The sequence below is a fragment of the Paenibacillus sp. B01 genome (genome assembly GCF_009649995.1).
Classification (GTDB): Bacteria; Bacillota; Bacilli; order Paenibacillales; family Paenibacillaceae; genus Paenibacillus_O; species Paenibacillus_O pasadenensis.
Window position 1 is genome coordinate 2,240,306 of record NZ_CP045802.1, and the last position, 21,352, is coordinate 2,261,657.

16 protein-coding genes and 1 tRNA gene are annotated in these 21,352 nt (G+C 57.0%); 14 read left to right on the forward strand and 3 right to left on the reverse strand.

Annotation, left to right across the window (positions count from 1 at the left end):
- Positions 1-237: 237 nt before the first annotated feature.
- The 7 genes from GE073_RS09555 (at position 238) to GE073_RS09585 (ending at position 10,885) form a co-directional block, all read left to right on the forward strand.
- Positions 238-2,652 carry a glycoside hydrolase family 95 protein gene (locus GE073_RS09555; protein WP_153783355.1) on the forward strand — a complete coding sequence of 805 codons (2,415 nt, stop codon included), beginning with the start codon at positions 238-240 and terminating at the stop codon, positions 2,650-2,652.
- A gap of 50 nt (positions 2,653-2,702) precedes the next feature.
- On the forward strand, positions 2,703-4,403 hold the full coding sequence (locus tag GE073_RS09560; protein WP_101808950.1) for a sensor histidine kinase: 1,701 nt from the start codon (positions 2,703-2,705) through the stop codon (positions 4,401-4,403).
- A gap of 16 nt (positions 4,404-4,419) precedes the next feature.
- Positions 4,420-5,394 carry a substrate-binding domain-containing protein gene (locus tag GE073_RS09565; RefSeq protein WP_153783356.1) on the forward strand — a complete coding sequence of 325 codons (975 nt, stop codon included), beginning with the start codon at positions 4,420-4,422 and terminating at the stop codon, positions 5,392-5,394.
- 196 nt (positions 5,395-5,590) lie between these two features.
- Entirely contained in the window at positions 5,591-7,069 is a 1,479-nt protein-coding gene (locus GE073_RS09570; RefSeq protein WP_101808952.1) for a sugar ABC transporter ATP-binding protein, read from the forward strand.
- Positions 7,070-7,186: 117 nt separating this feature from the next.
- A complete protein-coding gene (locus GE073_RS09575) occupies positions 7,187-8,077 on the forward strand; it encodes an ABC transporter permease (RefSeq protein WP_228551403.1) in 891 nt (296 codons plus the stop codon).
- Between the two features lie 124 nt (positions 8,078-8,201).
- Complete coding sequence (locus tag GE073_RS09580) at positions 8,202-9,173, forward strand: ABC transporter substrate-binding protein (protein WP_180968489.1); 972 nt, start codon at positions 8,202-8,204, stop codon at positions 9,171-9,173.
- Positions 9,174-9,277: 104 nt separating this feature from the next.
- Positions 9,278-10,885 carry a response regulator gene (locus GE073_RS09585; RefSeq protein ID WP_153783357.1) on the forward strand — a complete coding sequence of 536 codons (1,608 nt, stop codon included), beginning with the start codon at positions 9,278-9,280 and terminating at the stop codon, positions 10,883-10,885.
- Between the two features lie 37 nt (positions 10,886-10,922).
- Here the strand turns inward: GE073_RS09585 and GE073_RS09590 are convergent, their stop codons facing one another.
- Positions 10,923-11,798: an AraC family transcriptional regulator gene (locus GE073_RS09590; protein ID WP_153783358.1), complete on the reverse strand. Its 876-nt coding sequence runs from the start codon at positions 11,796-11,798 to the stop codon at positions 10,923-10,925.
- Between the two features lie 135 nt (positions 11,799-11,933).
- On the opposite strand from GE073_RS09590, the gene GE073_RS09595 reads away from it, so the two are divergent.
- The 5 genes from GE073_RS09595 to GE073_RS09615 all read left to right on the forward strand — a co-directional run bounded on the left by GE073_RS09595 (position 11,934) and on the right by GE073_RS09615 (position 17,227).
- Positions 11,934-13,415, forward strand: a complete 1,482-nt coding sequence (locus GE073_RS09595; RefSeq protein WP_153783359.1) for a tagaturonate reductase — start codon at positions 11,934-11,936, stop codon at positions 13,413-13,415.
- A complete protein-coding gene (locus GE073_RS09600; protein ID WP_153783360.1) occupies positions 13,412-14,908 on the forward strand; it encodes a UxaA family hydrolase in 1,497 nt (498 codons plus the stop codon). The genes GE073_RS09595 and GE073_RS09600 overlap by 4 nt, the downstream gene beginning before the upstream one ends.
- Before the next feature lie 36 nt (positions 14,909-14,944).
- Positions 14,945-15,889, forward strand: a complete 945-nt coding sequence (locus GE073_RS09605) for an aldo/keto reductase (protein ID WP_153783361.1) — start codon at positions 14,945-14,947, stop codon at positions 15,887-15,889.
- An 18-nt stretch (positions 15,890-15,907) separates the two neighbouring features.
- Complete coding sequence (locus GE073_RS09610) at positions 15,908-16,924, forward strand: zinc-binding alcohol dehydrogenase family protein (RefSeq protein WP_153783362.1); 1,017 nt, start codon at positions 15,908-15,910, stop codon at positions 16,922-16,924.
- A gap of 216 nt (positions 16,925-17,140) precedes the next feature.
- A tRNA-Leu gene (locus GE073_RS09615) sits at positions 17,141-17,227 on the forward strand.
- A gap of 2 nt (positions 17,228-17,229) precedes the next feature.
- Here the strand turns inward: GE073_RS09615 and GE073_RS09620 are convergent.
- Entirely contained in the window at positions 17,230-18,498 is a 1,269-nt protein-coding gene (locus GE073_RS09620) for a tyrosine-type recombinase/integrase (RefSeq protein WP_083436177.1), read from the reverse strand.
- 75 nt (positions 18,499-18,573) lie between these two features.
- On the reverse strand, positions 18,574-18,843 hold the full coding sequence (locus GE073_RS09625; RefSeq protein WP_048743932.1) for a helix-turn-helix domain-containing protein: 270 nt from the start codon (positions 18,841-18,843) through the stop codon (positions 18,574-18,576).
- A gap of 902 nt (positions 18,844-19,745) precedes the next feature.
- Between GE073_RS09625 and GE073_RS09630 the strand changes: the two genes are divergently transcribed.
- Entirely contained in the window at positions 19,746-20,435 is a 690-nt protein-coding gene (locus tag GE073_RS09630; protein WP_021877781.1) for a hypothetical protein, read from the forward strand.
- 18 nt (positions 20,436-20,453) lie between these two features.
- Positions 20,454-21,251: a Shedu anti-phage system protein SduA domain-containing protein gene (locus GE073_RS09635; RefSeq protein ID WP_069202412.1), complete on the forward strand. Its 798-nt coding sequence runs from the start codon at positions 20,454-20,456 to the stop codon at positions 21,249-21,251.
- The last annotated feature ends 101 nt before the right edge of the window (positions 21,252-21,352 follow it).

The following is a 21,352-nucleotide window of genomic DNA, read 5'->3' on the forward strand; positions in this document are numbered from 1 at the left end:
TGATCGCTTGATGAGCTTGAGTCTCTGGATAGGACGGCCAGCTTTTACCTGTGGATGATAGGAAAGGAGAATCCATCATTGTCCTGCAGCCGTCGATGCTTTATGCTGGGTTCATTCCTGCTTTTCGTAAGCGTTCTCAGGATCCTCTGCATCGCTTGCGGACTTGACGGGCCATAGATCTGTTCGTGCTACTGATGCACCAATCGAAATCGACATGATCGGGAGGGTTTATCCACGATGAACATTCAATTCAATTCCCCCGCCGTCCATTGGGTCGAGGCGCTGCCCGTCGGCAATGGAAGGCTAGGCGCCATGATATTCGGCGGCATCGAGAAGGAACGGATCGCGCTCAACGAGGACACGCTCTGGTCCGGCTATCCGACGGACTGGAACAACCCGCGAGCGAAGGAAGCCTTGCCGGAAATTCGCGCCTTGATCGCTCAGGAAAAGCATGCGGAGGCGGATCGGCTTGCCCAGCAATGCTTGATGGGACCGTATACGCAGTCGTACTTGCCGTTCGGCGATCTGCTGCTCAGCATGGAGCATGGGCAGATCAGCTATGGCAGCTACGAGCGGAAGCTCGACCTCGCCCGCGGCATGGCGACGGTGCGGTATTCGATCGGAGGGGTGACGTACGAGCGCGAAGTGTTCGCCTCGCATCCCGACCAGGCGATCGTCGTCCGCCTGTCTGCCGATCGGACAGGCGCGCTCAGCTTCCGGGCGCGCCTGGACAGCCCGCTGCGCCATGCGACGGCGGCGGACGAGGGAGATTTCACTTTGTTCGGCTTCGCGCCGGAGCATGTCTCGCCGAGCTACCACGATACCGAGCAGCCCGTCCGCTACGGCGCTGACGGCAAGAGCAAGGGGCTGTCGTTCCACGGCCGCCTGGCGGTCGAGCTGGAGGGCGGCACGCTGCGGGCGGACGCGGACGGGCTCCATGTCCAGGATGCGACATCGGCTACGCTGCTGTTCAGCGCAGCGACTTCTTTCCATCCGCGCCTGGGAGCGAGCGACGAGGCGATCCGGCCGGAGCGGCTCACGCTGGAGACGATGCGGCAGGCGCGCGTCCGCCGCTACGAGGAGCTGCGGCAGCGCCATGCGGAGGACCACTCGCGGCTGTTCGACCGAGTCTCGCTCCATCTGGGCGGCAGCAAGGCGCCGGACTCGCTGCCGACGGATCGGCGGATCGCCGACTACGGAGCGGACGATCCGGGACTGGTCGAGCTGCTGTTCCATTATGGACGCTATCTGCTGATCGCCAGCTCGCGTCCGGGCAGCCAGCCGGCCAATCTGCAAGGCATCTGGAACGAGGAGACGCGGGCGCCGTGGAGCTGCAATTTCACGCTCAACATCAACGCGGAGATGAACTACTGGGCTGCCGAAAGCGGCAACCTGGCCGAGCTTCACGAGCCGCTGCTCGACTATATCGGCCGGCTGGCGGCCAATGGCGCCAAGACGGCCGAGGTCAATTACGGAGCGCGAGGCTGGGTGGCGCATCACAACTCGGATCTATGGGCGCAGACGGCTCCCGTCGGCGACTATGGCCGAGGGGACCCGGTCTGGACGATGTGGCCGATGGGAGGCGTGTGGCTGACCCAGCATCTGTGGGAGCATTACGCCTTCAGCTCGGATGCGGAATTCCTGAGGGAGCGCGCCTACCCGATCATGAAGGAGGCGGCGCTGTTCGCGCTCGACTGGCTCGTCGAAAACGAGCACGGCCAGCTCATCACCTCGCCGTCCACCTCGCCGGAGCATAAATTCGTGCTCGCGGGGCAAAAGCATGCCGTCACCGAATCGGCGACGATGGATCTGATGCTGATCGCGGAGCTGTTCGACAATTGCCAGCTCGCGGCGGCGGAGCTGGGGCTGGACGAGGAGTTCGCGCACACCCTCGAGCAGGCCCGGCAAAAGCTGCATCCGATCCGGATCGGCGACCGAGGCCGCTTGCAGGAATGGAGCCGCGACTATGAGGACGAGGACCCGCATCATCGGCATGTCTCCCATCTCGTGGGAGTTTATCCGGGCAGGATCGTGACGAAGGGCAGCGTCCCGGAGCAGTTCGAGGCCGCAAGGACGTCGCTCGACATCCGGGGCGACGGCGGGACAGGATGGAGCCTGGGCTGGAAAATCGGCCTGTGGGCAAGGTTCAAGGACGGCGACCGGGCGTTTCGGCTCATCTCGAACCTGCTGCGGCTGGTGCGTCCGAACGAGCCGACCGAATACGAGGGCGGCGGCGTGTATGCGAATCTGTTCGACGCGCATCCACCGTTCCAGATCGACGGCAATTTCGCGGCTACGGCCGGCATCACGGAGCTGCTGCTGCAGTCTCATGAAGGACGGATCGAGCTGCTGCCGGCATTGCCGCAGGCGTGGCCGCAAGGCTCGGTCCGCGGCTTGCGGGCGAGAGGCGGCTTCGAGGTCGGCATGGCCTGGCGTGACGGCCGCTTGACGGAGGCGGAGCTGCGCTCCGACGCCGGCAGCGCTTGCGCGATCGTCAGCTGCCAGCCGTTCGAAGTGCGGGACGAGGACGGCGGCAAGGTCGAGGCGAAGACGGATGCTGCCGGAGCGGTTGTCTTTTCGACCCGGGCGGGAGCGGTTTATCGGCTTGTCTTTCGGGGAGGAAAGGAAGAGGCGGCTTCGGACGGAGCATGATCTTCGACAGGTAGACGCGTTCTAGCATAGCGGGAGGGGACCGGCGCCGCATGAAGTTCCGCAACTTCAGATCGATCCAGATGCAGATCCTGACGAATATCGGGCTGATGATCATCGGCTTGATCATCGTGCTGGACAGCGTGTTTTATTATTTATCGGTACAGGTCATCACCCGCGAGGCCAAGGCCTCGGCCAGCCAGATCACGGCTCAGATCGGCCGGAACATCGACTACTATGTGAACTACATGCAGGACATCTCGTCGATCATCCGGTATTCCTCCGCCAAGGAAGGCGACGTGCTGGTGAAGACGATTCCCCAGACGCGCAGCGATATCGTGACGATCGTGCTGCTGAACCGGAATGAGATCCTGCTGGCCGACAAAGACGATTATCAGATCAAAGGGAATACGGATGTCGCCAGCCTGGACTGGTATCGGCAAGCGGTCGAGGCTGGAGGCGAGCCCGTGCTGTCCTCCTCCCATGTGCAGAACTTCATCGTCGACCAGTATCCGTGGGTCGTCTCCTTGAGCAGCGCCATCTACGACGAGCAGGATCAGTTCGTCGGCGTGCTGCTCATCGACATGAACTACAAGGTGTTCACGGATCTATGCAGCAACGTGGAGATCGGGGAGCGCGGCTACTTGTTCCTCATGGACAGCCGAGGCGAGATGGTCTATCATCCCAGCCAGCAGCTCATCCATTCCAACGTCAAAAAAGAAGATACGGCCCGCCTTCTTCAGACCGAGAACGGCAGCTTCAACGACAAGCAGGATGGCGTCAGCCGCATCGTCACGGTCCAAAGCCTGCAGTCGATCGACTGGAAGGTCGTCGGCGTGACCTATATGGACGATATATTGATTCAAAAAGAAGTGCTCATGAAGATCATGGTGCTCCTCACGCTCGTCTGCCTGATCGTCGCGACGGTCATATCGATCAAGGTCTCCTCGAATCTGTCCGGGCCGCTGTCCCAGCTGGAGAAGATGATGAAGCGCGTGGAGAAGGGCGACCTCGATCTGGACATCCGCGTATCCGGCAGGAACGAGGTCGCCCATCTGGCCCATACGTTCTCGATCATGGTGCGCCGGATCAAAAGCCTGCTGCTCAAGATCGAAGAGGATCAATCGGAGCTGCGGAAAAGCGAGCTGAAGACGCTTTATGCCCAGATCAATCCGCATTTCCTGTACAATTCCTTGGATACGATCATCTGGACCGCGGAGCAGGGCGAGCATCAGAAGGTCGTCAGGATGACGTCGGCGCTGTCGAAATATTTCCGCCTCAGCCTGAGCAGGGGCCATGACATCATCCCGGTCTATCAGGAGATCGAGCATATCAAATATTATCTCGTCATCCAGAAAATCCGCTACGAGAGCAAGCTGGAGTACGAGATCGGGATCGACCAGGACCTCTACTCGTACAAGATGCTGAAGACGCTGCTGCAGCCTCTCGTCGAGAACGCCTTGTATCATGGCATCAAGAACAAGCCCGGCGGCGGAAAGATATGGATCTCCGGCAAGCGGAGCGGGGACAGGCTCACCCTGCAGGTGCGGGACGACGGCGTCGGCATGAGCAAGGAGAAGCTGGCGAGGCTGCTCATCTTCAAGGAGGACGAGCCGCTCACGAGCGGCGGCGTAGCGATCATCAACGTGCATCAGCGAATCCAGCTGAGCTACGGCTTGTCGTACGGACTTCAGTTTGAGAGCGTTCCAGGCGAAGGCACGACCGTCACGGTCTTCCTGCCGATCGTGGAATAGCGGAGGTGGACTTCGGATGCGGATGAAAGTCAAGAAAAGCCTGTTCGCTGCCGCTTGCGCGGCCATCCTGCTAGGCGGGCTGCTCGCTCTGAGCAGAACTGTGTTCGATTCGCCGAAGAGGCCGGTGATCTACATGATCGTCAAGGTGGACCGCGAGGATTATGAATTCTGGAGGCTCATCCGGGCCGGCGCCCAAGCCGCGGCGAAGGAGCATGGCTGCGACTTCGTCTTCTGGGGACCGAAATACGAGAACGACGCGCAGGAGCAGATCGAGCTCGTCAAGCGCGCCATCGAAAAGAAGCCGGACGCGATCATCATCTCCGCCGTCGATCAGTACTTGCTGAGCGATGCGGCGAAGCAGGTGGCCGATCACGGCATCAAGCTGCTGCTGCTCGACTCGGACATCCACTCGGACGTCAGCAGGAGCTTCATTACGACTGACAATGCAGCGGCCGCCGGCGATCTGGGCCATCATCTGCTGGACCGGCTCCGGGCCGGGGGGGAGATCGGCATCGTCAGCTCGACGATGAACGCGACGACGGCCATCGACCGCGAGAAAGGCTTCAAGGAGGCGGTGGAGGCTTCTGCGGACAGCCGCGCATCGATCGCGTTCAAGGAGTACAGCCAGGAGAATGTCGACAAGAGCTACCATCTGACCAAGGAGCTCCTGCGGAAAAATCCGAACGTGACCGGCCTCTACGGCGTCAATCAGCAGGCGCTCGAGGGCATTGCGATCGCGGTTCGCGAGCTGGGCGTCCAGGACCGGATCAGCGTCGTCGGCTTCGACAGCTCGCGGCTGATCATCAAGGGGCTCGAGGACGGGATCATTCAGGCCATCGTCGTCCAAAAGCCGTTCAACATGGGATATGCCAGCATCATATCCGCTCTGAAGGACAAGAGCGAAACGATCCTTACCGGCTACGAGCTCATTACGAAAGAGACGATGTACTCGCCGCAAAACGAAAAGCTGCTCTTCCCGTTCGCAGAATAGCTTCGCCATTCGTCATCATGCAACACCTTCCGGCAGCAATCCGGAGGGTGTTTTTTTTAGAGATTTTTATATATTCATCATAGATTTCTTTATTATGCAATTCTGCCGCGAGACCTATAATCGAAGGAGCAGGAGACAGGGCAGCAGGACGACTAAAAGCAAAACGGTGGTGAAGAGCTTGACGGAGCTGTTGCGAATGAATGGAATCGTAAAGTCGTTTCCCGGAGTGAAAGCGTTGTCAGGGGTAGATCTCGAGCTGCAGAGCGGCGAGCTGCACGCCTTGATCGGCGAGAACGGGGCGGGGAAATCGACGCTGATGAAAATTCTGGCCGGCGTCTATAAAAAAGACGAGGGCCGGATCTTCATCAAGGGCGAGGAGGTCGTCGACCTTGATCCGGATTCAGCGCAAAAACGAGGGATAAGCATTATATTCCAGGAATTCAATTTATTCTCGGATCTTACGATTGCGGAAAATATATTCATCCGCAGAGAACCGAAACACGCTCTTTTCAACTTCGTGATCGACGACCGCGAGCTGAAAAGAAAGACGCGCGAAGTGCTCGACATGCTGGACCTGAAGCTCGACCCGGATCAACAGGTCGGAAGGCTCAGCGTCGCCGAGCAGCAGATGGTCGAGATCGCCAAGGCGCTGTCGATGGACGCGCAGATTCTCGTCATGGATGAGCCGACGGCGGCGTTGACGGAATCGGAGATCAAGGAGCTGTTCAAGGTCATCCGCAACCTGAAGAAAAACGGCGTCGGCATCATCTACATCTCCCATCGTCTCGAAGAGCTGAACGAGATCTGCGATCGCGTCACGATCCTCAGAGACGGCAGCTACATCAAGACGGAGCGCTTCCAGGACATGACGATGAACAGCTTGATCTCCTCCATGGTGGGGAGGGACCTGAGCGAAAAGTTCCCGCCGAAGCCGCACACGAAGGCCGACCGGTCGGAGGTGCTGCTCCAGGTCAACAAGATCCGCAGAGGCACGAAGCTGGATGTGGAGGACCTGAAGCTCTACAAGGGCGAGATTCTCGGCATCTACGGGCTGATGGGATCGGGCAGGACGGAGCTGGCGCGAGCGATTTTCGGAGCGGATCGAGTCGATCAGTTCGATGTCCGCATCTTCGGAGAGCCGATGAAGGTCAGGGCTCCGTACGATGCGATCGCCTACGGGCTGGCCTACTTGACCGAAGACCGCAAAAAGGACGGCCTGGCGCTCGATCTGTCGATCGAGTACAACATCACGCTTCCGAGCCTCGAGAAAATAACGAGCGTCGGCGTGGTGAGCGATAGGAAAGCGGCGCTGACTTCCGAGAAATACGTCCAGGATCTGCGCGTGAAGACGCCGTCCATTCATCAGCTGGCCAAAAACCTGAGCGGCGGCAACCAGCAGAAGGTGATCATCGGCAAATGGCTGGCGAAGCAGTCCCGGATCGTCATCTTCGACGAGCCGACGCGCGGCATCGACGTGGGAGCGAAGTACGAGGTGTACGAGCTGATGTACCGGCTCGTGCAGGAGGGCATCGGCGTGATCATGATTTCTTCGGAGCTTCCGGAGATCATCGGCATCAGCGACCGCGTCGTCATCATGAGGGAAGGCCGCGTGACAGGAGAACTGGATGCGGAGGACTTGACGGAGGTCGGCATCCTGTCTCACGCCATCCATTAATTATCGACAAAGGAAGTGGAAGCATTGGACGGGCAAACCGTAGCAATGAAAAGATCGGCGACGGATTACACACGGAAAGTCTTGCATAAATTCGGGATTCTGCTTGGACTGCTTGTCATGAGCCTCGTCTTCTCCATTCTTTCGGATCATTTCTTCACCGTCGACAACCTGTTGACGATCGCGCTGCAGACGTCGGTCATCGGCATCCTGGCCATCGCGCAGACGTATGTCATCATCACGTCGGGCATCGACTTGTCCGTCGGCTCGATCCTGGCGGTCTCCGGGGTCGTCACAGGCAAGCTGATGGTCGCCGGAACGCCGATCTGGCTGGCGATCGTCGCCGGCATCCTGATCGGGGCCGTATGCGGATGGATCAACGGACTCGTCATCGCCAAGCTGAACATCGCGCCGTTCATCGCCACCTTGGGCATGATGAGCATCGCCAGGGGCGTCGCCTACGTCATCACGGGAGCGATGCCGGTATCGGGCTTGCCGGAGGAGTTCTACTTCATCGGCGGCGGGAGCATCGGCCGGATTCCGATCCCGATGATCGAGATGTTCGTGCTGGCGATCGTCTTCGGGTTCATCCTGCGCAAGAGCCGGTTCGGACGCTACGTGTACTGCCTCGGCAGCAACGAGGACGCAGCGGTGCTCTCGGGCATCAACGTCCAGAAGACGAAAATCTGGGTGTATGTCATCTCCGGCTCGCTGGCCGCTTTCGCCGGCATCATGATGGCTTCCCGGCTCGTCTCCGCGCAGTCGACGGCAGGCACCGGCTACGAGCTGGACGCCATTGCCGCCGCCATCATCGGAGGAACGAGCCCGGCGGGCGGATCCGGGAAGATCCGGGAGACGATCATCGGGGCCTTCATCATCGGCATCCTGCGCAACGGCTTGAACCTGCTCAACGTCAATGCATTCTGGCAGCAGATTGCCATCGGCGCGGTCATCATCATCGCCGTCTACATGGATACGCTTCGCCGCAGAAAAGGCCACGCCCTCGCTTGATCGGAGGCGGCGCCGCTCGAGACGGTTTCAAATGGAATTTTCCATAAAAATAGATGGACCTATCTAAGGAGGAAGAAATGTGAAGCCGATTAAAAAGGTTGCAGCTCTTATGGTGGCAGCATGCTTGGTCGCATTTGCGGCGGGATGCGGAAATTCGGGCAGCTCCGGCAACGGCGCGGCGGAAAATGCAAGCGGCGGCGGCAATGCGGCCGGCGGCGACAAGCAGAAGAAAATTGCCGTCATCGTCAAATCGACCGATGCTCCGTACTGGCAGACGGTCAAAAAGGGAGCCGAGGAAGAAGCGAAAAAGAACGGCGTCGACATGTACTTCACCGGCGCCGCCGGCGGCGAGACGGATATCAACGGCCAAGTGAACCTGGTCGAGACGGCCATCAACCAGAAGGTGGACGGAATCGTACTCGCTCCTTCCGATTCGGACGCGCTCGTGCCGGCCGTCGACAAGGCGTCCAAGGCGGGCATTCCCGTCGTCATCATCGACTCCGGCATCAATACCGAAAACTACCTGAGCTATGCGACGACGAACAACGAGGACGCCGCCTACCAGGTCGGCAAAAAGCTCGCGGAAATGGTCGGCGGCAAAGGAACGGTCGCCATTCTCGGCTTCCAGCCGGGAGCAGGCTCCAATACGGCAAGGGAAAACGGCTTCAAGAAAGCGATCGCCGAGCATCCCGACATGAAGATCGTCACGACCCAGTACAGCCAGAGCGACAAGACGAAAGCGCTCTCCGTCACGCAGGACATCCTTACCGCCCATCCGGATCTGACCGCTCTCTTCGCCGCCAACGAGCCTAGCGTCGTCGGCGCGGGCCGTGCCTTCAAGGAAAAGAACGTCACGGGAACGATCCTCGTCGGCTTCGACTCCTCCGACGACGTCATTCCGCTGCTGAAGGATGGAATCATCAAGGCCGTAGCCGTGCAGATGCCGTATACGATGGGGGTCGAAGGCATCAAGCAGCTCGTGAATTCGTTCAGCGGAGCCGAGGTGACGAAAAGCATCGACACGGGCACGACGCTCGTGGCGACGGACAATATGGAAGATCCGGCTTCGCAAGCGGCCCTCTATCCGTTGAAGTAGCAAGCAGAGTATAATCGTGAAAAAAGCCGGAAGCCAGGGGATGGATCATCCCCTGGTTCGTTTGTTAGCTGGCTGTGAATCTGGATCCTGAAGGTGGAGTTGCCTTGTACAAGATCGTAATCGTCGACGATGAGAATATCGTCCGGGAAGGGATGCGGAAACAAATCGACTGGCCCTCGCTCGGTCTTGAATACGCAGGAGGCGCGCAGGACGGCATCGAAGGATTCGAGCTCATCCAGCGCGTTCGGCCGGACATTGCAATCGTGGATATCAACATGCCTCAGGTCAACGGACTGGAGCTTGTCCGAATGCTGAAAGACGCCGGAAACGACTGCGAGATCATTGTCGTGACCGGCTACGACGATTTCGCCTATGTGAGGGAATCGCTGCGGCTTCATGTAAGCGACTACATTTTGAAGCCGTTGACCAAGGACGAGTCGATCGAGATTTTGACGACTGTCGTGGCCGGACTGGATAAAAAAAGAGAAAAGCAGCTTGAATACGAGGCGTTGAACGAAAAGGTGAACGAAAGCCTGCCCTACATGCGGAGCCGCTATTTGAACGGCCTGATTTATGAAAGCCTGTACATCGACAGCGAAGCGATCGCGAAGATGAGCTTCAACGGAGCGTGCCAGTGGCACGGCATCTGCCTGCTCGATTACGACCGCGTTCTGGGCGGGAGCGCCTCGATTCATCCGGATGAACGGAAGCTGACGAATTTTGCTTTGTACAATCTCGTATCGGAGCTGCTCCAGAACCGGGAAGACTGCAGCGTCTTCCGCACGGACGAAAATGAAATCGCGATTGTTTTTTCCTACCTGGAAGAAAGCAAGCAGGCGGCGGTCCTAAAGACGAAGGCCTCTATCGCCGAGCTGAAAAAGGCCAGCGGGCAATATTTGAAGATCACGATTTCCGCCGGGGTGGGAAGCTTCGTCAAGTCGCTCCGAGAGCTGTCCAAATCGTATGTCATCGCGAAAAAAGCGATTGAGTATAAATTCTTCATCGGCAACGACGTCATCGTCGACGGGGATCGCGTCGAGCAGAGCTCCACGGATTTTACAGGCGGCCTGGCGACCATCCGCAGCTCGGTGCTGCAGGCTGTCGGAGCGCGCGAGGACAAGCGGGTCGCGCGCGAGCTGGAAAGCTTTTACGACTACATGATCCTGCAGAAATTCGACAAGCAGGTGTGCGTCGATGAATGGATCAAGCTCGTCGCCATGATGCTGCAGAAATTCATCGACATGAATGTGAGCGTCGAGGCCATGTTCGGAAGGGAGGTCCCGGTGTCCGAGACGCTGCGGCAGATCAAGAGCTTGCTCAACATCAAGCAGTGGGTGCATGAGCTGTATTTGAAGTGCAGCGCCCATATCGAGGCCCATGCGAAGAGCAACAGCGTCTATGTGGCCCGGATCAAGGAATATGTCGCGCAAAACTACGCCGATCCGGAGCTGGCGATGCAGGACCTGTCCCGGCATGTCCATCTCAGCCTCAGCTATATAAGCGCGCTGTTCAAAAATGAAATCGGCCGCACCTATATTGAATACGTGACGGAATACCGCATGCAGAAAGCGGCTGAGCTGCTGCGCAATACGACGCTGAAAACCTATGAAATCGCGCAGCAGGTCGGATTCTCGGAGCCGGGCTACTTCAGCAGCGTGTTCAAGAAGATCTTCAACGAGTCGCCGTCGAGCTACCGCAGCTGGAGCCAGTAGCGTCGAGCCGCGGCCTCTGCGTCTCGGCTGAATCGGTTCATTCCTTCGGCTCAAGCCGGCTCTGCAGGCGGTAGCCGCGCGGGGTCATGCCCGTCAGCTTCTTGAACGCCTGGTAAAAATGCGGCAGACCGAGGAAGCCGCAGTCATTGGCGATCGCCTCTACGTTGTCGTCCGTGGAGAGCAGCCGTTCCTTGGCGGCGACGAGCCGCTTGGCGCCGACATAGTCCGTCACGTTCATGCCGGTCATCTGCTTGAACACGCGTGAAAAGTGAGGCGCGCTGACGCAGGCGGCAGAGGCCAGCTCCTTGAGGCCGCCGCAGCGGATCGGATCGCGGTCGATCGTCCGCAGCGCGTCATGGACCCATTTCGGACCGGGCAGGAGATCGCTGCGGGGAGCTTCCTCATGCATCGGCAGCCGGCTGAGCGCAAGCAGAAGCTGCTGCAGATGAAGCTTGACCGCATGGCGATAGCCGGCGGCTGCCGTCTGGAGCTCGTCTGCGATCGCCTCGATGGCCGCTTCGACGGCCAGCCGCGCCGGCTGCGTCAGCTCGGCCTTGTGCTGCTTGCTTTTGCGGGCCCGCTCGAAGCAGCGGAGCGGGTGATGGCCGTCGTCGAGCGATTCGGCATGGACGAGGGAGGGAGCGAAAAACAAGGCTGTCGATACGATCGGGTCGCCGGAAGAAGGAAACGCGCGATGGACGGTGTTGCCGGGGATGAGGAACAAGTCCCCGGCTTTTTTTTCGTACAGGGAGCCGTCGATGAAAAAGGTGCCTTGGCCGGCATGGACATAGACGAGCTCATACAGATCGTGCAGATGGTCGGGAAGCTCGGTCTCGTAGCGGCGGACGCCTTGAAGAACGAGCTCGAACGGAAAGACAGGATCCAGTTGAAAGGGCTTGCGAAACGGCTGCACGGGAAACCTCCTCCATGTCCTCATCGTTCGTTCAATATATCAAAATAGAGAATGTTAAAGCAATTACAGGTTATGTTTATAATCCATTTTATCTTATAAGATGAAGGCAAGCGAACAAAAAGGAGGCGCTATGCGATGGCGTCGTTACTTACCGAAACGCTGTTGGCCGCAGCGGAAGACGGCCGCTTTACAAGCGCTGGTTCCGACCCGGTGCGGGTGCTGCAGGTTGGAGAAGGCAACTTCCTGCGCGGTTTTGTGGACTGGATGCTCGACGGCTGCCGCAAGCAAGGACTTTTCCCTGGCAGCGTCGCGGTCGTGCAGCCCCGCCGATCGGGAAAGCGCAAGATCGAGAAGCTGGCTGCGCAGGACGGACTGTTCACCCTCGTCATCCGCGGCCTGGAGGGAGGCGAGCGGATCGAGCGCCGGAGCGTCGTCTCCGTATTCTCCAACGTGCTGGATCCTTACGAGGAGTGGGCGTCGTTCCTTGCGCTGGCGGATGGCGCCGAGCTCCGGTTCGTCGTATCCAATACGACCGAAGCGGGGCTCGCCTACCGCTCCGAGCCGATGGTTCCGGGCGAGCCGCCGGAGTCGTTCCCGGCCAAGATGACGCTGCTGCTGCTGCGCCGCTACGAGACGTTCGCGGGGGCGCCGGACAAGGGGCTGATCTTCCTGCCGTGCGAGCTGCTCGAGCGCAACGGCGACCGGCTGCGGGAAGGCGTGCTGCGGCATGCCGAGGAATGGGGCCTGCCGGAGGCTTTTCAAGCCTGGGTGCGGGAGCACAACCGGTTCCTGAGCACGCTCGTCGATCGGATCGTGACCGGATACCCGGATGCCGAGGAGGCGGAGCGCTGGTTCGAGCGCTGGGGCTATCGCGACGAGCTGCTGACGACGGGCGAGCCTTACCATCTGTGGGCGATCGAGGCCGAGCCGGAGCTGGATGAGGAGCTTCCCCTGCGCCAGGCCGGCTTCAACGTCCACTGGACGCCCGATCTCAAGCCGTTCCAGCAGCGCAAGGTGCGGATCCTGAACGGAGCCCATACGCTCATGACTCCGCTCGGCCTGCTGCATGGCGTGGAGCATGTGCGCGAGCTGATGGAGCATCCCGAGCTGGGGAGCTTCGTCCGGAATACGGTCGAAGCGGAGATCATCCCGTCGCTGCCGGAGCCGGCGGAGTCGATGAAGGCCTATGCGGCGGAAGTTTACGAGAGGTACTTGAATCCGCATCTCCGCCACCGGCTCTCGGATATCGCCATGAACAGCATCAGCAAGGCCAAGGCGCGCTTGCTGCCGTCGATGGCTTATTACGCCGAGAAGGGCGAGCCTGTGCCGGCTGGACTGGCCCTAGGCTTCGCCGCCCTGCTGCGGTATTACCGCGTAGAACGGAGCGGCGACGGCTATGAAGGCCGGAGCTTCGCCGGAGAGCCGTATCGGGTCGCCGACGATGCCGAGCTGCTGGGCCGGATCGAGCAGGCGTGGTCGGCCGACTGCGGGGAGCGGGAGAAGGTTCGCCGGCTGCTGGCCGACGAGACGGTATGGGGAATCGATCTGTCGGCCTGGAAGGGCCTGGCGGAAGAGGTCGCCGATCATCTGGCGGGATGGGAGCGGAAGGAAACATGAACAGCTGGATCAGGCTCGCCGAAAAGGATTCGGCCATCGTAGCGCTGCAGCCGTTCCAAGCCGGAGACTCCATCATCTTGGAGGACGGAACGGCATTGACGCTGCTGGACGACGTGCCCAAGGGGCACAAGATTTTGACGCGGGCGGCCCGCGCGGGCGAGGACGTCGTCAAGTACGGCTATTCGATCGGCAAAGCCGTCTGCGACATCGCGCCGGGCTCGTGGGTGCACACGCATAATTTGCGCACCGGGCTGCAAGGGATCAAGGAAGATTACGGCTATGCGCCGGCGGCCGCCATCGCACCGGCCGAGCGGCCGACAGGCCGCATGTTTCAGGGATACCTGCGCTCCGACGGGCAGGTCGGCATCCGCAACGAGATCTGGATCATCAATACGGTCGGCTGCATCAACCGGACCTGCGAGACGCTCGCGCGGCGGGCGACCGCGGCCTTTGGCGGCCGCATCGACGGCGTGCATCATTTCGCGCATCCGTTCGGCTGCTCGCAGCTCGGCGACGACCTCGTCCATACGCAAAGGCTGCTGGCCGCGCTCGTGAACCATCCCAATGCGGCGGCCGTGCTCGTCGCCGGGCTCGGCTGCGAGAACAACGGGATCGATTCGTTCAAGCAGGCGATCGGGCCGCATGATCCCGACCGCATCAAATTCATGAAGCTGCAGGACGAAGAAGACGAGCTCGAGGCCGGCATGGCCTTGCTCTCCGAGCTGGCCGACTACGCCGAGCGCTTCAAGCGCGAGCCGGTGCCGGTCTCCAAGCTGAAGCTCGGCCTCAAATGCGGAGGGTCGGACGGGCTGTCCGGAATTACCGCCAACCCGCTCGTCGGAGCCGTCGCCGATCGGCTGGCGCAGGAGGGCGGAACGGCGATCCTGACGGAGGTGCCCGAGATGTTCGGCGCCGAGACGATTTTGATGAACCGGGCGGCCGACGAGCAGATTTTCCAAGGCATCGTGCAGCTCGTCAACGACTTCAAGAACTACTTCATCCGGCATGGGCAGGAGGTCTATGAGAATCCTTCTCCCGGCAACAAAGCCGGCGGCATCAGCACGCTGGAGGAGAAGTCGCTCGGATGCACGCAGAAGGGCGGCCAGGTCGCCGTCACCGACGTCTTGCCGTACGGCGGCCGGGCGAGCCGGCCTGGGCTTGCCCTGCTGGAGGCGCCCGGCAACGATCTCGTCTCGGTGACGGCGCTGTCGGCGAGCGGCGCCCATATCGTCCTGTTCACGACAGGCCGAGGGACGCCGTTCGGCGGACCGGTGCCGACCGTCAAGCTCTCCTCGAACAGCGAGCTGGCCGCGCGCAAAAAAAACTGGATCGACTTCAATGCGGGCCGCCTGCTTGAGGATGCCACGATGGACCAGCTCGCCGACGAGCTGTGGAATTATGTGATCGCGCTCGCCTCGGGCGAGCGGCAGACGAACAATGAGCGCAACGACTTCCGGGAGATCGCGATCTTCAAGGACGGCGTCATCCTCTAGCGTCATCCCACTCTTCTTTCAAGGAGCGAACCGAACGTGAACTACAGGAAACTCGGCAGCACCGGACTCGACGTCTCCGTGCTGAGCTTCGGCGCCTCGTCGCTGGGCTCGGTATTCCGGACTACGGACGAGAGCGAAAGCATCCGCACCGTCCGCGAAGCGCTGGACTGCGGCATCAATTATATCGACGTATCGCCTTATTACGGCTTGACCAAGGCGGAGACCGTGCTCGGCAAAGCAATTCGCGACGTTCCTCGCGACAGCTTCTACTTGTCGACCAAAGCCGGCCGCTACGGCGAGAACGAATTCGACTTCTCGTCGAAGCGGATCGCCGCCAGCCTGGAGGAAAGCCTGCAGCGGCTGAATACCGACCATGTGGACCTCTTCTTCCTGCATGACATCGAATTCGTGGAGCCGGCCGTCATCCTTGAAGAAGCGATGCCGACGCTCCAGCGGCTGAAGCAGGAGGGCAAGATCCGCCATGCCGGCATCTGCGGCCTGCCGCTTGAGCTGTTCCGCCAGATGCTGCCGCAGATCGAGGTCGATGCGATCATCTCGTACTGCCATTACTCGCTGAACGACTCCACGCTGCTCGAGCTGCTGCCGCTGCTCTCGGCTCGTCAGGTCGGGCTGGTGAACGCTTCTCCGCTCTCGATGGGACTGCTCGGCACGCGCGGCGCGCCGGACTGGCATCCGGCCGGCAGCGAGCTGAAGGCGGCCTGCAAGCGCGCCGCCGAGCTGTGCGCCTCCAAAGGAACGGAGATCTCAAAGCTGGCGATCCAGTATTCCGTCGCCAACGAGAGCATCCCGACTACGCTCGTAAGCACGGCCAACCCGGACAACATCCGCCGCAATGCCGGCTGGGCGGAAGAGGAGCTCGACACGGAGCTGCTGCAGGAAGTGCTGGACGTCCTGGCGCCCGTGCAAGGACAGACCTGGCCTAGCGGCCTGCCGGAATACAACCGGAGCTTGAATGTGTAAGCGAGAGGAGCTTGGACGATGAAAGGAATCCGTTGCGAGCAAGCGGAAAAGCTGGCGCTGGTCGAGCTGCCGGAGCCGGCATGCGGGCCGGGCGAGGCGATCGTGGCGGTCAAGCGGATCGGCATCTGCGGCACCGACCTGCATGCCTACAAAGGAAACCAGCCGTTCTTCGACTATCCGCGCATCCTCGGGCATGAGCTGTCCGGCGTAATCGAGCGGATCGACGATCCGGCCTCAGGCCTGCGAGCCGGCGATCCCGTCAGCATCATCCCTTACCTGCACTGCGGCCGCTGCATCGCCTGCCGCAGCGGCAAGACGAACTGCTGCACGGCGATGAAGGTGCTAGGCGTCCATGCGGACGGCGGGATGCGCGAGCGCATCGCCGTGCCGACGAGCCATCTGCTGAAGGCGTCCGGCCTCACTCTCGACGAGGCGGCCGTGGTCGAGCCGCTGAGCATCGGCGCCCATGCGGTGCGCCGCTCGGAGCTGCGCGCGGGCGAGACCGCGCTCGTCATCGGCGCGGGGCCGATCGGCCTCGGCGTGATGGCGTTCGCCAAGCAGCGGGGCGCGCGCGTCATCGCGATGGACTTGAGCGAGCAGCGGCTTGTTTTTTGCAGCCAGTGGGCCAAGGTCCATCATACGGTCAAGGCGTCGCCGGAAGCGGCGGCCGAGCTGGCGAGCATCACGGACGGCGACTATCCGACGGCTGTATTCGATGCGACGGGCCACGCCGGATCGATGACAAGCGCCTTCCGCTATGTCGCGCATGGCGGCCGGCTCGTCTATGTGGGCTTGGTGAAGGGGGACATCGCCTTCAACGATCCCGAATTCCACAAGCGCGAGATGACGCTGATGGGCAGCCGCAACGCGACCAAAGAAGATTTCCTCCATGTGATGGATGTCGTTCGCGGCGGATCGCTCGACATCGGCGCCTACGTCACGCATCGGGCGGCCTTCGACGAGACGGTCGACCGGTTCGAGGAATGGCTGGATCCCGCCTCGCAGGTCATCAAGGCGATGGTGGAAATCCGCTGATTTTTGTTGACTTTAGGATACGGCCGCGGTATATTATTCCTTGTGATTACGCGGTCATGGCGGAATTGGCAGACGCGCTAGATTCAGGTACTTGTGCGAAAGCTGGTTGAGATTCCCCAAAACCCTTGTGGTTATGCGGTTTTACTGAAGTATTGGTTCCAAGTTCTCTCCTGTAGTTCTCTCCGTTTTCCGAGAGGCACATGAGGGTAAAAATGTGCGGTCATGGCGGAATTGGCAGACGCGCTGGCTTCAGGTGCCAGTGGTAGCAATACCGTGGAGGTTCGAGTCCTCTTGACCGCACCACCCTAACAATTAACGAGCTCTTGAATTTGTCCTTGTGACGATTCAGGAGCTTTTTGCATGATTGGGATTTGTAAAGTGTTGCTCATGACCTGTGCCGACGAAATCTTTGAACTGTAGTCAAGATGAGCATAAATGTTAGCCGTTGTGGAGTAATGGCTATGCCCAAGCCATTCTTGAATGTCCTTCATATTAACGCCATTTGCCAGCAATAAGCTGGCGCAGCTATGCCGAAGATCGTGAAAGCGAATCCTTCTCAAATTATGCTTCTCTAGCACAATCGGGAAGTGCTGCGTAATATACCCCGGTTTTATCAATTGCCCTAGCTTATCTACATAGATATAGTCTTTGTAGTCATTGGAGTACGAACTTTTGTAGAGCGCCTGATTTCGCTGCTGTTCCTCAAGTAATCGCAAAAGCAATTCCTGAAACGCCGGGACGAGGGGAAGGGTGCGACGACTGGATTTATTTTTGGCCCGGTCCTTTGCGATTGTGATTTGTTTGCCCTCATAGGAAACAGGAATGACGGTGTGCTGGATGGTAAGTGTCTGGTTCTGAAAGTTGATCGCCTGCCATTTGAGCCCTACAATCTCGCCGCGCCGTAAGCCATAGAAAGCGGCCAGTAGGACGGCAAGCTCGACTGGATCGCCTTTTACTGCCTCGAATAACTCCTGAAGCTCTTGATCGTTGTAGAAGCTTCCTACAAAATGGTTCTTTTTTGGGCGCTCAACTTTATCAGCCGGATTGGTTAAAATCATATCCATTTTAAGCGCGTGTTGCAGAGCTTGACGGATATAGGCATGAAAGTGTTGTACGGTACTTGTAGAAAGCTTGAACTCCTTTAACATGTGCTGGTAGAAATCATGCAAGTGTTTGGGTTGTATCTCCAGCAGTCGAAATCCTTTTTCACGAAAGTAAGGGACGATTCGGCCTTTGACCCCAAAGGTGTACGCGGCATGAGTAGTGACTTCGACTCGATGCTTCATCATTTCCAGCCATTCCAACATGAAATCGCTGAAAAGAACACCGGCTGGACTGTCCGCGTCTGGAGTGGCTTTCTTCTCAATCGGCGGCGTTATTTCCTCGACAATCGTTTCAGAAGGAATTTCAAAGCTCTTGCGTGCGTCTTGCAGCATGCTTTCTGCTTTCTTCTTGTTCCCCTTTGTCGGTAACCCTGTTGCAATCCATTTGGTTCTCCGCTTGCCCTCTTCGTCTTTGTAATTCAGAACGATATAATAATTCCCTTTCTTTTCTTGCAGATGGCCTGCTACCATCGTAATCCCTCCCAGGATAGCAGCCCGGCTTCCTACCATCGACACTTTAATGATAACAGGCATAGAAAGATTAGTTCAATGCTGTAAAGCGTCATAGTCGAGTGGAGTGCCGGGGGTCATGATTTCCCGTAAATAATGGATGATGCTCAGCTTCGGGATTCTGTAGAAGCGCCCGATGCGAAAGTGGGCGATGCGCCCTGATTGGAGTAATTTGCGGCCTGTCTTGGTACTAATGCCGCCTAACATGGTACACATTTGCTCGACATTTACGACATCAGGCATGGTCTGAAAAAGAAGTTGGTAAGGATCAGGTTCAAGAACTGGTTGATTTTGATTGTGTGGCATGGGCGAACTCCTTATTCAACATAATTCGATTGAGATGAGGTTCTGAAATATCCCTCTACTATCCGTTTCATTTTTTGGGGGAAATCGGACACTTCCGAGAAAAAATTTACTTTATTCGCTGAAAACAGAATGGGCGTGAGTATGGAGTTCATGTCTGTTGTGAAATTCTGGGGAATGTGCGGTGGTCAATAGAGGAAATGAAAACCTTTGTAAACCTGTGTTTGAAGGAGGACTCGCACCTGCGCGAATGCTATGAAATGATCAATGTCCTAAAACACTAGAACATATCTTATATTAAAGAGTTTTTCAAACATACGGAAAGGATGCAGTTACACACAATAATTTGCGGCAGCACCAAGCTCTATGAAGAGTTTGATGCTGCCGCTTTTATTTTCATAAATATTTTTTGAGAGAAGGGTCCGGTTTGGCTTCAAAAATGAAACGGATGGTAGAGGGGATACATCCCTCCACCGTTCTTTGACAATAACATAACCACTCATCCGGTACGTTCCCCGCATACCCGAAAGGGAAAGCCATTTTGCAGGTGCGCCACGACCATCCTTTATTTGGGGTGCGAGCGATCTTTACCTATGCAAAAATAAATGATGGTATCATTTTGGCGATAATCTATGCGGCGGGATAATGATACTTCCGTCTAGCCATAGTTATCGCAATGGGGGCGGCTTGCAGTGATCCTGGAAGGGGCGACAGCCTATGAGGACGGTTAACCGCCGTTCGCTGGATGAGTTTATTATCATTGAAAGTAACATATCTGTTATGTGTGATTTTAATTGATCGACGTGTTGAATAGGTTATTTTACGATGAAGGCTTTCCCGGATAAGCGTCAAAATATGATACAATATTATACATATCGTCCGTCCATATAACATGTTAAGGAGTCGTGTCGTTGAACAACTGGCTACCATTTATTATTGTCGTGTTAATTATTGTTATTGGTTTCGTCAAAACAGTTGCTACTCTTCGAACCACAGTAAAAAACGAAAACTTCGCTATCGAGTTTATGAATAATTATAGAGATTTTTGTTCGCCGTTGTTTCAAAACACATTCAACGGCGACAAATACCAATGGCTAAAAATGAAATCAACAAAGATGCAAACGTTAATGGGGTCATTCGGTATAGCATCGGTGTATAAACCACCCGGCGCGAATCATTATTTTAGGAACTATGAAATTATCGTAAACGGAATAAGTGGCATTAGAGAAAACTATTCAGAGATGGTTAATAGTTATAGTTTGGATTTGGAACGTCGAATATTGCAGGAAGTTATCAGTACGATAGACGATGTGTTGCTTACGTTTATAGGCGCCGCAGAAGGCTGGGTGAATGAAGCACAAAAGGAAGTGAAGAACCCGTTAATATGGCTTCGTGAAGGGGTCCGCTTTGTTGTTACAAGTCCAATATCTTTGATGTATTGGTCAGGATTAGTACGATATAGGATGTACAACACACTTTCAAATAACTATCCAGTCAAGCTGCTTTCCTTTCTTATTGGTGTGATAGGTCTAGTCAGTTCAATTGTTACGATTGTAACTGGATATACGCCATTTAGATCGATGATCGGTTTTTAATAGGGGTGAATCGTTAAAATGTCATTGTATTCGCGAGATTATACGAAACTTACCGAAGAAGAAAGAATTACATGGGAAGCGATGAAACAAGATGAAAAAATAGGCACAGGAAGATGGCGGAAAAGAAGTCGTTATAGAGAATATCCGAAGGCAGCGCGGCATTTCATGAGCTTATTTCCAAACAATTTTTTGGATGTCGAAGAACTGAGAGAAGAAGATAGATTGAACCATCTAACGGAAAAGTTCCTTGTTGAACTAGACAAGCCGGATGCCACCGAAGCTTCGATCATGAGGTTTATAAAACAGAACCAAGCGTATTTTATAATTGGTTCCATTCTCAAAGACCACAACTTCGGGCATCATGAAGCCTACGTTATACCGGAATTTTGGTTCGGCAATACATACCGCGTTGATTATCTGATAATTGGGAAGAGATCAGGCGGCTACGAATTTATTCTCGTTGAATTGGAACACCCCAAAAAAGACATTACCATTAAAGACGGCGAATTAGGTGCGGCGTTTCGTAAGGGGATTAAGCAAATTAACGAATGGAAACGATACCTTGAACCTAATTTTCCCACGCTTGAAGAATCGTTTAACAAATACAAACATCCGAACATGGAACTACCCCGCGAATTTCTTAAACTAGATAAAACGCGGATTCATTACACAGTTGTAGCGGGACGCCGCGAAGATTTTGATGAAAATACTTACTGGATTCAACGCAATATGAAGGATAACGATAAAATTAGTCTTCTTCACTTCGATAATTTATACGATAATGTTACCGAGATCATTGGACGATCAACGTATTAAGAAATATCCTTGTGGTCAAGTGACTTGGATTTGGGCGTGGGATGGGTAGATATGTTGAACGAAAGAGAATAGTTTCGCGATTTGTTTTTGATGCCAGATTG

Excerpts from the sequence above, each read along its gene's own strand:
- GE073_RS09555 (WP_153783355.1), top strand. The coding sequence starts at position 238 with ATGAACATTCAATTCAATTCCCCCGCCGTCCATTGGGTCGAGGCGCTG.
- GE073_RS09560 (WP_101808950.1), top strand. The coding sequence starts at position 2,703 with ATGAAGTTCCGCAACTTCAGATCGATCCAGATGCAGATCCTGACGAAT.
- GE073_RS09565 (WP_153783356.1), top strand. The coding sequence starts at position 4,420 with ATGCGGATGAAAGTCAAGAAAAGCCTGTTCGCTGCCGCTTGCGCGGCC.
- GE073_RS09570 (WP_101808952.1), top strand. The coding sequence starts at position 5,591 with ATGAATGGAATCGTAAAGTCGTTTCCCGGAGTGAAAGCGTTGTCAGGG.
- GE073_RS09575 (WP_228551403.1), top strand. The coding sequence starts at position 7,187 with ATGAGCCTCGTCTTCTCCATTCTTTCGGATCATTTCTTCACCGTCGAC.
- GE073_RS09595 (WP_153783359.1), top strand. The coding sequence starts at position 11,934 with ATGGCGTCGTTACTTACCGAAACGCTGTTGGCCGCAGCGGAAGACGGC.
- GE073_RS09600 (WP_153783360.1), top strand. The coding sequence starts at position 13,412 with ATGAACAGCTGGATCAGGCTCGCCGAAAAGGATTCGGCCATCGTAGCG.
- GE073_RS09610 (WP_153783362.1), top strand. The coding sequence starts at position 15,908 with ATGAAAGGAATCCGTTGCGAGCAAGCGGAAAAGCTGGCGCTGGTCGAG.
- GE073_RS09620 (WP_083436177.1), bottom strand. The coding sequence starts at position 18,498 with ATGGTAGCAGGCCATCTGCAAGAAAAGAAAGGGAATTATTATATCGTT.
- GE073_RS09625 (WP_048743932.1), bottom strand. The coding sequence starts at position 18,843 with ATGCCACACAATCAAAATCAACCAGTTCTTGAACCTGATCCTTACCAA.
- GE073_RS09635 (WP_069202412.1), top strand. The coding sequence starts at position 20,454 with ATGTCATTGTATTCGCGAGATTATACGAAACTTACCGAAGAAGAAAGA.